At 49.7% G+C, this 13,300-nt stretch carries 11 protein-coding genes; 1 reads left to right on the forward strand and 10 read right to left on the reverse strand.

Annotated elements, in window-relative coordinates; genetic code table 11:
* Window positions 1-2: 2 nt before the first annotated feature.
* The 10 genes from E0496_RS33235 to E0496_RS33280 form a co-directional block, all read right to left on the reverse strand.
* Window positions 3-728: a FadR/GntR family transcriptional regulator gene (locus E0496_RS33235; RefSeq protein WP_139992479.1), complete on the reverse strand. Its 726-nt coding sequence runs from the start codon at window positions 726-728 to the stop codon at window positions 3-5.
* Window positions 729-825: 97 nt separating this feature from the next.
* Window positions 826-1,551 carry a LutC/YkgG family protein gene (locus tag E0496_RS33240; protein ID WP_141506201.1) on the reverse strand — a complete coding sequence of 242 codons (726 nt, stop codon included), beginning with the start codon at window positions 1,549-1,551 and terminating at the stop codon, window positions 826-828.
* On the reverse strand, window positions 1,544-3,073 hold the full coding sequence (locus E0496_RS33245; protein ID WP_139992483.1) for a LutB/LldF family L-lactate oxidation iron-sulfur protein: 1,530 nt from the start codon (window positions 3,071-3,073) through the stop codon (window positions 1,544-1,546). The genes E0496_RS33240 and E0496_RS33245 overlap by 8 nt, the downstream gene beginning before the upstream one ends.
* A 2-nt stretch (window positions 3,074-3,075) precedes the next feature.
* Window positions 3,076-3,798, reverse strand: a complete 723-nt coding sequence (locus E0496_RS33250; RefSeq protein ID WP_139992485.1) for a (Fe-S)-binding protein — start codon at window positions 3,796-3,798, stop codon at window positions 3,076-3,078.
* A gap of 229 nt (window positions 3,799-4,027) precedes the next feature.
* The gene (locus E0496_RS33255; RefSeq protein WP_141506202.1) at window positions 4,028-4,786 is read right to left on the reverse strand and encodes a DeoR/GlpR family DNA-binding transcription regulator; all 759 of its coding nucleotides are present in this window, start codon (window positions 4,784-4,786) and stop codon (window positions 4,028-4,030) included.
* A 36-nt stretch (window positions 4,787-4,822) separates the two neighbouring features.
* Window positions 4,823-6,292, reverse strand: coding sequence for a rhamnulokinase (locus E0496_RS33260; protein ID WP_141506203.1), 1,470 nt, complete (start codon window positions 6,290-6,292; stop codon window positions 4,823-4,825).
* A complete protein-coding gene (gene rhaI, locus E0496_RS33265; RefSeq protein WP_141506204.1) occupies window positions 6,289-7,509 on the reverse strand; it encodes an L-rhamnose isomerase in 1,221 nt (406 codons plus the stop codon). Before rhaI ends, E0496_RS33260 begins: the two co-directional genes overlap by 4 nt.
* 25 nt (window positions 7,510-7,534) lie before the next feature.
* A complete protein-coding gene (locus E0496_RS33270; RefSeq protein WP_141506205.1) occupies window positions 7,535-7,909 on the reverse strand; it encodes a sensory rhodopsin transducer in 375 nt (124 codons plus the stop codon).
* Window positions 7,910-7,924: 15 nt separating this feature from the next.
* The gene (locus E0496_RS33275; RefSeq protein ID WP_141506206.1) at window positions 7,925-9,994 is read right to left on the reverse strand and encodes a bifunctional aldolase/short-chain dehydrogenase; all 2,070 of its coding nucleotides are present in this window, start codon (window positions 9,992-9,994) and stop codon (window positions 7,925-7,927) included.
* Window positions 9,995-11,041: 1,047 nt separating this feature from the next.
* Window positions 11,042-11,980, reverse strand: coding sequence for an ArsR/SmtB family transcription factor (locus E0496_RS33280; RefSeq protein ID WP_241675076.1), 939 nt, complete (start codon window positions 11,978-11,980; stop codon window positions 11,042-11,044).
* Between the two features lie 152 nt (window positions 11,981-12,132).
* Here E0496_RS33280 and E0496_RS33285 point away from each other — a divergent pair, with 152 nt between their 5' ends.
* The gene (locus E0496_RS33285; protein WP_141506208.1) at window positions 12,133-13,299 is read left to right on the forward strand and encodes an iron-containing alcohol dehydrogenase; all 1,167 of its coding nucleotides are present in this window, start codon (window positions 12,133-12,135) and stop codon (window positions 13,297-13,299) included.
* The last annotated feature ends 1 nt before the right edge of the window (window position 13,300 follow it).

Here is a 13,300-nt window from a genome sequence, read left to right on the forward strand (position 1 = left end):
TTTTAGCTCTCACCCAAATGCTTGCGCACAATGCTCTCAATATGCTGCAAATGCTGCTTCATCCGCTCGGCTGCGAGCTCCGCATTCTGCTGCAAAATCGCTTCGAAGATGGCCGAGTGCTCAGTATACAGCTGTTCTGCCACCGCTGTGCTTGCATATAGCTCGACCCGCCTAATATCGTGAATCGCCGTTTCAATATGATTCATAATCGATTCAAATAAATGAACCATAATTGAGTTATGGGTCGCTTTAGCAAGCGTCAGATGAAATTGGAGGTCTAATCTCTCACCCTCCGACTCATCTCCAACCGTTCGCTTCATCTCCGCAATCAGATTGGCCAGCTGCCTGATATCCTGCTCCGTCCGCTTGGCGGCTGCAATCGCTGCATTAGACACCTCTAACGACTCGCGTGCTTCCAGCAGCTCGAGAACCGTATTCCGGTTCATCCTTAGGGAGGCCAGCTCTGGAATCTCCACGTCGACAGGAGCGCTGCGGATGACGCGACAGCCGCCTCCCTGCCGAATATCGATGAGTCCCATCGCTTTCAGCGCGCTGAGCGCCTCTCGCGTCGTAGAGCGGCCTACGCCAAACTGCTCGGACATCTCCTTTGTCGAAGGCAGCTTGTCGCCTACCTTGAGCTTGCCATCGACGATAAGCCGTTTGACCTGCTCCGTAATTTCTTCATAATGATTGCGTTTCGATAGCTTTTCTACTTCTAATGACGGCATAGCAGCCTGTCACCTCCCAAGCGTAATGACTGACGCATCCCTGCGGCGGCAGCAACTTTTAACATCACGCTTCACATCTCCATCTGATATATGGATTTTACCCCACAAGCAGAGCATACACAATGCCGGGACCATGCACCCCGATCGTCAAGTCATTTTCAATATCGGACGAGCGGCTCGGGCCAGATATAAAATGAATGCCCGCAGGCAGCTTCTCGCGACCCGCCTCGTCAAACGTCACGAGCACCTCGCCGAGCCTCGTTTTCAAACGCTCCAGCGGAATAATGATAATGAGCACCGTAGGCAGCAAGCTCACGGAACGCCCTTTTTCAGGGGAAGACAAAACCGTTACAGAACCCGTATATGCAACCGCATGATCGGCCATGACGATCCCAAAATCCGCTTCGGCCGCGCGCGCGCGCCAATACTGATCTGCATCCGTATTCCAAACGGATACTTGTGATTCCGCCAGCGAGCCTTCGAGATCAAGCGCAGCCAGCTCGGGCTCATTTTGCCGAACCACATATTTGGCGCTCATTTCCTCTGCTTTATTCACGATATAGGCTTTCACATCCTCCATCGTTTGAAGCCTTGCCACATGACCGCCAACGGATAGGAAGTTTTCCGTAAATCCTTTAATCCGCTCCTCCTCCGTCCACTCGAACGTATTCCAGAAATCCGGCGCGCCGCGGAACGGGTGCTGCGGCTTCTCGTACATCCGGGGATGCCTGAGCTTGGCTGCTATATCATTCATGAACTGCTCCTGCTTCGTCCGAGAATTCGCTTCTAGCTTCTCTAGCCACTGCTTATGCGTATCAGCCATGTCCATGTCCTCCTTTGCCCTGCTTTTCATCCTGCTCGCGTTTGCGCACAAGCTCTTCCATGCGATTTTGCATGGACGGCTCCATCTGCTTCAGCCCTTGCTTCAGCTCTTGGTCGAGCGTATCCCAACGATCGCGGAACGATTCCTTAGGCAAGCTAGGCGTCACGCGGTACGTGTTCCAACCTTTGAGCGGCCCAAGCTTTGTCTTTATGACGCCGCTGCGCACGACCAGCTTCTGACCCAGCTTACCGAGCCGCAGCACGCCTCCAAGACGGGAAGAATTGCCCATAACGGTGGCAAAGCCCTGCATGCCGATCGCTTCGATTTTGCTGCCGTTGCCGCTCTCCACCTTGCGCCTGCGCAAATATACGAGCATGTCATGGAGCGGTATTTTGACAGGACAAGCCTCATAACATGCTCCGCATAAGCTGGAGGCGTTAGCGATATCATCCCACTCGGCGATGTTTTTGTTCAGGGACGGCGTAAGTACCGCTCCGATCGGACCGCTGTACGTACTGCCGTAAGCATGGCCGCCAATATGGCGATAAACCGGGCAGGCGTTCAAGCAAGCCCCGCAGCGGATGCAGTTCAGCAGCTCTTGGAATTCAGGATCGCCAAGCTGCAGTGAGCGCCCATTGTCGATGATGATGATATGCATTTCATCGGGACCATCCGCATCCTTGTCACGCCTTGGACCGGTAATGCCGGACATATACATCGTCAGCTTCTGGCCGGTTGCCGAGCGCGGCAGCAGCGTCGCCATGACCTCCAGATCGGACCAAGACGGAATAATCCGTTCCATCCCCATTAGCGTAATTTGCGTCTTCGGCACCGTGCTGACCATACGAGCATTGCCTTCATTTTCGAAAAGCACCATTGAACCCGTCTCTGCGATCGCAAAGTTACAGCCGGTCATGCCGATCTCGGCCTCCAGGAACTTCTCGCGGAGCTTCTTGCGGACGAAACCTGCAAGCGCTGTCGTATCGGGTGGCAGCGTGTAGCCCGCTTCCTTGGAGAGCAGGTCAGCGATTTGATAACGGTTTTTGTGAATGGCAGGAATGACGATATGGGAAGGCATCTCGCCAGCGAGCTGAATGATATATTCCCCCAGATCCGTTTCAACCGCTTCTACGTTAATGGATTCGAGCGCATGGTTAAGATGCAGCTCCTCTGACACCATCGATTTGGATTTGACGACGGACTTTGCATTGGCATGCTCAGCGATATCAAGCGTCAGTCCTACAGCTTCTTCTGCATTATTTGCAAAATGTACATGGACGCCGTTTGCCCGGGCATTATTGACGAACAGGTTCAAATAGTAGTCCAAATGCGCGATGGTATGAAGTCGAATTTGCTTGCCGCGCTCCCGCCATTCTTCCCAATTGCCGTGCTCATCCGTCGCTTTTTTCTTGCCGTTGCGCAGCCGCTCCGTCGTAAAGCGAACCGCTTTGCGCAAAAATTCATCGTTGAGGGCAAGGTCTGCCCTTGCTTTTACGGTAGCTTCCGTCTTTGATCCAGCCATGCTTATTTCACCCCTTCATATAGAAGCTCTGCCAAGTGCATGACGCGAACAGGCTCATTGCGGTAGCGCAGATTGCCGGCGATGTTAAGCAGGCAAGCCATATCGAGACCGACCAGTACCTCGGCTTCCGTCTCAAGCACATGATCTACCTTCTCCGTTACCATCGCACCCGAGATATCCGCCATTTTCACTGCAAATGTCCCGCCAAATCCGCAACAATCCTCCGCAAACGGCAGCGGTACAAGCTCAAGTCCCTTTACGTTCTGAATAAGCGCAAGCGGCTCTGCCTTCACACCAAGAATCCGGCTGCCATGGCAGGATGGATGGTAAGTTACCTTATGGGGGAACGAAGCGCCGACATCCGTTACGCCAAGTACCTGCACCATAAACTGGGTAAACTCGAATGATTTGCTTTGCAATCGGTTCGCGCGTTTCAGCATAACCGGATCATCCTCGAACAGCTTCGGATAATGATGAATCATGCCTGTGCAGGAGCCCGATGGGGAAATCACGAAATCGCTATCCTCAAAAGCATCCAAAATCGTTTTCGCTGAATCTCTCGCTTCCTTCCAATAACCGCTGTTGAAAGCAGGCTGTCCGCAGCAGGTTTGCACCGTCGGAAATTCCAATGTGACGCCATACTTTGCCAGCAAGCGTACCATCGCCTCGCCGACTCTCGGATACAGCGCATCGCTCAAGCAAGTAATAAATAATGAGACCTTCATACCCGCACCCCTTCCGTCTTGTATAACTCTATTTTATCAGGTTGTCAGACAACTTTGGTGAAAAAGATAAATTAAATTTGTAAGCACGCATAAGTGCTTACAGCTTCAAAACAACGTTACTTTTCACGCGGTAAGAACACATATACGCTTAACGCACGCTTTCGAGATTGACCCGCCAATGAACATAAAGAACGGCGCTGCGCTTCTGCTGAAGCCAGCGCCATGCTTTCTAAACCGTTGTAACCCCGATTTGCCGCTCCTGCAGCTGCGTCCGCAGCTCTGCCGATAATTGGCCGTCGGTAATAATCGTATCGACTGCGCTCAAATCCGCAACATGCGTAAACGCCTGAACGCCGAATTTACTCGAATCGGCGAGCAGGATAACCTGATCGGCCATGCCTACCATTTTATGCTTAATGCGTGCCTGCAGCTCATTCGACTCGCTGATGCCGCGTTCCAAATGAACGCCCTTGCAGGAGAAAAATGCTTTGTCTACATGGTATGCATCAAGCGATCGCTCTGCCAGCGGTCCAACATAGGACAAGGAACGTGAGGCTAAAATGCCGCCGGTCGAGATAACCTCGATCTTCTCCTTACTGCTCAGCTCCATAGCCACTTTAATGGAGTTCGTCAGCACCGTCAACGGAATATCTGGCATGCTTGCCGCCATATACCATGCCGTCGAGCTTGCATCGAGCAAAATGCGATCCTTCGGCTGAATAAGCTTGACCGCTGCTTCCGCAATCCTCCGCTTCTCCTCCGCATGCGTAATCTCCCGCTCGAAATAAGGAATTTCCGGCTGCTGATCCTTTACGCTAACTGCACCGCCATGGGAGCGGCGCAAACGTCCGGCTTGCTCCAAGCGGTCAAGGTCGCGGCGAATGGTTTCCTCAGTCACCAGACACAGATCGCTCAGCTCCGTTACCCTTATGCTGCCTCTCTCATTGACTAGCTGTACAATTTTATCGTATCGTTCGTGGACCAGCATGGCGTACCTCTTTCTTACTTATATTTGAATCCGCGCTTACGCGATTCCTGTCTTTTGTTTAAACGAACCGTATGCATTCTCCCACTGTTCAGGCTGCTGGGGCTCATAGACGTCCACTGGAAAAGAATCCCGAATGACCTTGCGCGCCTCCCAAATGTCCGCAAGCTGGCCGCTTGCAATCCATTGAACGATCATATTGCCAATCGCGCTGCCTTCCACAGGACCCGCCCATACCGGTTTACCAATTGCGTTCGCCGTCCATTGGCACAGCAGCGTATTTTGAATGCCGCCGCCAACCATATGAAGACCGCCAAATGCTTGCCCGGACAATTGCTCGGTAAGCTCTAGTACGAAACGGTATTTCAATGCCAGGCTTTCCAAAATGCAGCGGACAATCGCGCCAGTTTCCGTTGGAGCCGTTTGGCCTGTTCGTAAACAATATTCCGTTATACGCGCAGGCATATCGCCTGGATGCAAAAACAACGGATCATCCGGATCAATAAATGCTGCGAACGGCTTTGCTTCACTAGCCAGCTTAACTAATTCGGGAAAGGTGTACGTAATTCCTGCACGCTCCCAAGAACGTCTGCATTCCTGCAAAACCCACAGGCCCATAATGTTTTTCAGCAACCGGTAGGTACCGTAAGCTCCGCCTTCGTTCGTAAAGTTCAACTGCTGCGCAAGTTCGTTAATCACCGGTTCCTGCACTTCAGTACCCATTAACGACCAAGTGCCACAGCTTAAATACGCAAAGGAACGATCAAGCGCCGGGACTGCCGCTACGGCAGAGCCTGTATCATGCTCGGCCACTGCATAAACAGGCACCGATTCAATATTCAGCTCTTCGCAAACCGAAGCACGCAGGCTGCCTACCTTTGTACCTGGCTGAACTACCTTGCCGAACAGCTCAGGCGAAATACCGATGGCGCGAATAAGCTCATCATCCCAGCTTCCGGTCACCGGATTGTACAGCTGCGTCGTCGTTGCGTTGGAAAATTCATTAAACATTTCGCCAGTTAGGTAATAGCGCAGCAAATCCGGAATCATCAGAAAATGCTTGGCTTCGCGCAGCAAAGGTGAATCCGCTTTTTTCATGGCAGCTAGCTGGTAAATCGTATTAAAAGACAAAAATTGAATGCCCGTCTTCGCAAAGATTTCCGTTGCAGACAATGCTTCAACAACCTGCTCCATTACGCCATTCGTATGATGATCGCGATAATGATAGGGATTGCCAAGCAGTTCGCCATTGCTGCCGATCAAGCCAAAGTCAACCGCCCAAGAGTCAATTGCAATGCTTTCGAGCTCGATGCCGCGGTGCTTCACCTGGAGCAGCGCTTGCTTAAGCTCATGGAGCAGCCGCAAAATATCCCAATGCAGCCGATCGCCGACCTGCACCGGATCGTTCGGGAACCGGTGCAGCTCTTCAACCTCGATCTTGCCGTTATTCAGTCGGCCGAGCAGCGCTCTTCCGCTGCTCGCCCCAAGATCATAAGCGAGGATGGTCACCAGCTGGCACCGCCCTTGCCTCTCACCAATATGTCTTTGCCGTAGCTGCTGCTCAGGTATGCTTTCATCGGATCATGCGGCAAGCCTTGCTCTTCGCGAATCGCATGCAGCAAAGGAGTAACGTCGAATTCAAAAGCACGGCGAACCGCGTCTTCCGCTCCTAGTACATCATGGCGCTCAGCAGCCTCGTTTACTTCGTCATGGTTGATCAACAGCGCTTTCGCCAGTTGGGTCTGTACGTTCAAGACGGAACGCAGCATAGCCGGAATTTTTTGCTCAATATTATGCGATTGGTCAATCATATACGTGATGCTTTCAGCATTTTTACGGACGCCTGCATCCGAATCTCCAGCCGCACTCAAAATTTGATAGAAAATCAAGAACAGCTCGTAAGGGTTTACCGTGCCGACAATAAGATCATCATCTGCGTATTTACGGCTGTTAAAATGGAATCCGCCAAGACGCTTCTCGTCTAGCAAGTAAGCAACGATATGCTCAATGTTCGCGCCAGGAAGATGGTGACCCGTATCGACAAGCACTTCCGCTTGCGGTCCGAGCTTTTGCGCGAGGTTGTAGGCCATTCCCCAATCAGCAAGATCGGTATGATAGAATGCCGGCTCAAAACATTTGTATTCAATTAGCAAGCGCATATCAGGCGTCAAAGCGCTGTACATTTCGGCTAGTGCTTCCTGCATCCAAGCTTTACGCTTGCGGATATGGCCTTGGCCCGGATAGTTCGTACCGTCTGCAAACCACAAGCTGAATTCGTTCGAGCCCGTTTCCTTCGCAATATCAACGCACTCGAGCAAATGGTTCGTCGCTTTACGGCGGATCGCCGCATCGGAATTGGTTACGCTGCCCAGCATGTAATCTTCGTCCTGGAACAGGTTCGGGTTCACTGCGCCGATGGTAAGTCCAAGACTTTCCGCATGGCTTCTCAGCTTGCCGTAATCTTCAACCTTATCCCATGGGATATGAATAGCTACCGAAGGAGCAATCCCCGTCAGCTTATGCACTTGCGCCGCATCTTCAACCTTCTCGAACGGGTTGCGAGGCACGCCTTCCTTCTGGAACACTTTAAAGCGCGTACCTGAATCCCCGTAGCCCCATGATGGCGTCTCAATTTTGAGCGCTTTCAATCTAGCTTTCACTTCATCTATATTAATGCCTCTTGCTTTCTGTTGTTCTTCAAAAAACGCGTATGCGCGGTCGGACATATTGAACACCCTTTCACATTTGTGATTATTTTTTCATTGGAAAAGCCATCGTAGACATCAGCGTGTTCTCTGCCTGTGTCGAATCGAGGCGGCTATATTGGACGATAATCGGGATATCGCTATGCACTTCGATGGCGTAAGGAACGCCAATTGGAATTGGCGTCCCCTCCTTCATCAAAGAGCTGGTGCGAATATGCTTCGTGCGTCTGCCTTTGACGACCACCAAAATATCTTCTAGCGGTTCGCGATCCTCAAAATAAATCGTAAAACGGATAAGTGCATCTTCCGAGGAACAGTTCAGAACGCATACCGATTCATGGCTGGTGAGAGCTCCCGTGCTATCCGGCGGAATAAAGCCATCCGGAATGAACCAATGCTTTTCTCCTCGCGCTTGAAACATATCGCTATCAGCCTCCTAACGCGTGAACGCAGCAGGTACGCCGCCGTCAATAGTCAGCATGCAGCCTGTTGTTTTGTCCGCTTTCGAAGATGCGAAGAATGCAATGCCTTCTGCGATGTCACGTGGATAAATGTTAACGAGCAGCGTTGTACGTTTGCGGTAGTATTCTTCCAGTTGATCCGGCTCAATGCCGTAAGCCGCCGCACGTTCATTGCGCCAGCTGCCGTTCCAGATCGCCGAGCCCTGCAAGATCGCATCCGGCAAAATCGTATTCACACGAATACCGAATTCGCCGCCTTCTGCTGCAATACAACGTGCCAAGTGTGCTTCAAGCGCTTTTGCCGCGCTGTATGCGGAAGCATTTTTGCCTGCATATACCGAGTTTTTCGAACCGATGAATACCATGTTGCCGCCAATGCTTTGCTGTTTCATCAATTTGAACGCTTCACGCGCAACTAGGAAGTAGCCTGTGCCAAGCACGTTCATGTTCAGGTTCCACTCTTTAAGGGAAGTTTCGTCAAACGGGCTCGAAGTCGCAAGACCCGCGTTGTTGACGATAATGTCCACGCCGCCGTAAGCAAGCGCCGTTTCGGCGTAAGCCGCCGTAACTTGCTCTTCGCTAGTTACATCCATTTTCACTGCTGTCGCGCGGTGATCGCCGTATTTCTCGTTGATTTCGGCAGCAACCTTTTGCGCGCCTTCGAGATTCAGGTCAGCAAGCACGACATGCGCGCCTTCGGATACGAGGCGGCGAGCCGTTTCGCTTCCGATTCCGCCTGCGCCGCCCGTAATAAAGGCAACCTTGCGGGAGAATTCCGTTTCAGCCGGAGCAAGCGACAATTTGTAAAGCTCAAGAGGCCAGTATTCAACGTTATACGATTCGTTCTCGCTCAGCGATACGAAATCACCTAGCGCCGTTGCGCCGCGCATAACCGCGATCGCACGGTGGTAAAGCGCACCGCTAACCTGCGCCATTGCCCAGCTTTTTCCTGTATTGATCATGCCAATACCCGGGATCAAAATCACGCGCGGCGCTGCTTCAAACATGACGTCGCCTTCGTTTTTGTTCCGCTCAAAATAGGCTTTATATTGCTCTTTATAAGCTGCGATGCCCTCAGACAATTTCGCTTTCAAGCCATCGATATCCTCTGCATTCGGCGTCCAGTCGATAAATAATGGAACAACCTTCGTGTGAACCAGGTGATCCGGGCAAGCTGCGCCAACCTGTGACAATTGCGGGGAATCTTGGCCGCTAACGAATGCAAGAACATCAGCCTCGTCATCAAACGTCAAAATCATTTTCTTCGCATCGCTAACTGAGCCGCGAATCGTTGGCATGACTTGTGCCGCAACGCTTCTGCGAGCATCGGCATCAAGCACTTCGTATTTTACGCCGCCAAATAGCGACGCCTCGTCAAAGCGGGATTCGATGAAGGCTTCCGCTTCGGAAATGATTTTGATCGTTTGAGCGTAGCACTCTTCGCTTGTTTCGCCCCAAGTGACAAGGCCATGCTTTTCCATAAGCACAAGCTCGGCATTCGGGTTTGCAAGAACGCCTTCCGCGATCATTTTGGATAGGTTAAAGCCAGGACGAACATAAGGAACCCATACGAAGCGGTCGCCGAAAATTTCTTTCGCAAGCGCTTTGCCGTTATCTGCGCAACATAGGCTGATGATGGAATCCGGGTGAGTATGATCCACGTGTTTAAATGGAAGGAAAGCATGCAGCAGCGTTTCAATGGACGCGCGCGGGTGCTTCGAATCGATCATGCAATTGACGAGGTAAGCAACCATTTCCTCATCTGGCATTTCAGAGCGTTCGAACAACGGACGGATATCATCCATACGAAGACCTGTGAAGTTGCCTGCTTTCATCGATGCAAGATCGGAGCCGCTGCCTTTCACATACATAACTTCAACGTCACGGCCGCGGAAGTCCTTTACCGTTGTTTTGCTGGATGTATTGCCGCCGCCGTAATTGCAAACCCGGCGATCTGCGCCGATGATGTTGGAACGGTAGACAAGCTCGGCTAGTCCGCTTTCAAGCTGTGATGCTTTTTCGTTTTCCCATAAACTCTGTACCATGGATATACCTCCGAATGATGTTTTGGATTTGTTTGAATTGATCATATCATATTTGTTTTTGTTTGAATATAAAAATTTCAAAGAAAAACGGAAATGAACATTAAGGTCTACGGGCTATTCCAATCCATTCAAACAGACCAAAACTTAAATCCGACAATAACCACATTTATCTACATATAATGAATAAGCCTTTCAGCTTTATCTCAACATCCTACTGAATCTACCTTTCAACTGCATTTAAGTGATCCAATGAATAAACCTAACCGTTTTACCCCTGCATTCATTGAATTTACCTTCAGCTTTATCCCTGCAAATACTGAAACTACTTATCAGTTTTATCTCAGAATTCAGTGAACCAGACTATCAGTTTTAACACTGCATTCATTAAATCTGCCTATTAGCATTAACACTGCATTCATTAAATCTGTCTATCCTGCACAAACGCAGCAGCTTTGCTTTCCCCGCCTCTTTTTTTTCACCTATCCTGTACGTATGCAGGAGAATCCCCGATTCTTATGGCCAATGAGTCAAAACATCGGTTCTATGTTGTATGACCTACAGGATAGGCACTTCTCCTCATCATAATAGGGGCTGCATAGTGCAAAACTACATTTTAGTGAAGCCGCCTACGTTAGTCTTAGCTTAACGTACCATTTAGGCACCAAAATCAAAACAAACAAAAACAAAGAAAGAAAGAAAGAAGACGCTCAACATTTAAAATGTGTTAACAAGATTGAAAAACACGCACGCCAGAACGCCAAATAGTCCTCCAATCTCTGCTAAAAGCAGAAACAAGAGGACGATAGAGGTTCGTTCATTTTTTAAAATATAAGATGTATATGTTTGTTAGCTTATAAAGGGCTTATATTTCACCGTCAAAGCTACTTCAGCATCTAAAGGACGCCGTAGGCGTTTTTGCTTGAAATATAAGAATTTATATGTTTCACACATAGAACTCGCTTCTATTTCTCCGGAATGAAACGCGCTGCGCCACCAGAGGACGGTAACAGCTGTTTCACCTTGTATCGCTGAATTACTCTTTCCTAATTATAAGCAACGCAGCGTCACTTCAATATCCTGATTATAGTTGCCGAAGCCTTTGCCAAACAAGGTAACGCCGCCGCAATTTTTGGCCGTAGCGCTGCTCGAAATGCGAAACAAAATCTCCTTGTCATAGGCCAGCATGAGCTGATCAATCGTTACACCCGACACTTGAATGCCATCAATAAATGACCCTTGCCGATTGACTCTGATGGTCTTAATGAGGCCGTGCTGAATATTTTTGTGCCACCATTCGGGTGTGTACAATCCACGCGTGCTGCCAAAGTCGCCTGGATACGTCCAAGTCCCGATCCCGACGCCATTTAGCGTAAAAGTAATATCCGATGGCAAATGGTTGACAGTGCAAGGCGTTTCCGAGCAAATCTCCATCGAAATTTCCAAAGATTCCGGGCGCTCGTTATTTACCATATAGTTTGGAATACGGTATTCTACGAAACCCGAGCCAAACCATAATACTTTGGCATTCACATGCTCGGGATCGGCAAAATAGCGCGGATCATCGCACATGCCAATCATCTGCGAATCGGAGGCCAGGCCGCAGGTCGGTTTGATCTGATAGGAAGAATAATGCCCGACTGGCAGCGATACGCCATAACGTTTCGTTTCATCCGCGACTGCTGCAGTTTTAAATAGAAGCATCGCCTGCGTAATTTGCAGATGGCATAACTTTTGCATGCCGCGTTTGCCTGGCACGCTTTCGCAGCGCACAATGCCTGCGCCCTCCATCATATGAATATGCCTTGTGACAATAGGAGACTTTATAGCTAGCGCCTCGGACAAGCTTTTTATATTCATCGGCTGCACGCTGAGCAGCTCGATCATTTTCACTCTTGTTTCAGATGAAAAGCACTCCAAAAACTTCATATTGCGACTGCTTACTTCGACTTCCATTACCGTTTCCCCTTTGCTCAAGCTGACTGCCATTCATTATATAACTAAAAAGTTATCCTTTCAATCCTCATTTGAGGTAAACTTGACTTTTCCAACCGTTTTAACTAAAATAAACCGCGTATACATAACTAAATATGTATTTAGTTTCTTTAAAAGTTATCTAAACATCAAACAGGAGGTTCACTATGAACTCATTTCAATTCGTAAACCCGACTCATATCGTTTTTGGTGAAGGAACGGCCAGCCAAGTAGGCAATTTAACTTCAAAATATGGAAAAACCGTATTGCTGGTTTATGGCTCAGGCAGCGTAAAGAAAACAGGTTTGTACGATAAAACCGTTAGCCTTCTTCAAGAATCTGGAGTTACGGTACATGAGCTTCCCAATATTGAACCAAACCCGCGTCTATCGACGGTAAATAAAGGCATTGCCATTTGCCGGGAACAAGGAGTAGATTTCATACTTGCCGTTGGCGGAGGCAGCGTCATTGATGCTTCCAAAGCGATTGCAGCTGGCGTTCCCTATGAAGGCGATGTTTGGGATTTCTTTACTGGCAAAGCGGCCATTCAAGAGGCGCTTCCGATTGGAACGATTTTGACGCTTGCGGCTACAGGCTCCGAAATGAACGGCTCCTCCGTTGTGACGAATTGGGAAGAGAATCTCAAGCGTGCTTTCGGCAGCTCGCACACGTATCCCAAGTTTTCTATACTCGATCCAACGCTCACATACACGGTGCCCCGCAATCATACCGTCAATGGTGCCGTAGACATTATGTCTCATGTGTTTGAACAGTATTTCAGCTTAACAGAAAACACGCCGCTCCAGGAGCGTTTCTGTGAATCGATTTTGCAAACGGTTATTGAAAATGTTGAAATCGCGCTTGAAAATCCTGAGGACGCAGCCGCTCGCGCCAACCTTATGTGGTCCGGAACGATGGCTTTGAATGGCGGCATGATCAGCGTAGGCATGGCTAACGATTGGGCATCGCATGGCATTGAGCATGAAGTGAGCGCCATCTATGATATCCCGCATGGCGCAGGCCTTGCTGTTATTTTTCCAAACTGGATGAAATACGTACATGAGGAACGGATCGACCGTTTCGTACAATACGCTACCCGTGTTTGGGGCGTAAATCCGGAGGGTAAATCCGACAAAGAAGTAGCTCTTGAAGGCATTCAAGCAACACGCGATTTCTTCACGCGGATTGGCGCCGAGTCCCGTCTCGCTGACTTTGAGATTGGCAACGACAAGTTGGACCGTATGGCTGAGGAAGCGGTACGTTACGGAGCGATCGGCTCGTTTAAGCGTTTAGAGAAAGAGGATGTCAAAGCGATTTTGGAATTGTCCCTTTAAT

Origin of the sequence: Paenibacillus luteus, from assembly GCF_006542765.1 — a bacterium.
Lineage (GTDB): Bacteria > Bacillota > Bacilli > Paenibacillales > Paenibacillaceae > Pristimantibacillus > Pristimantibacillus luteus.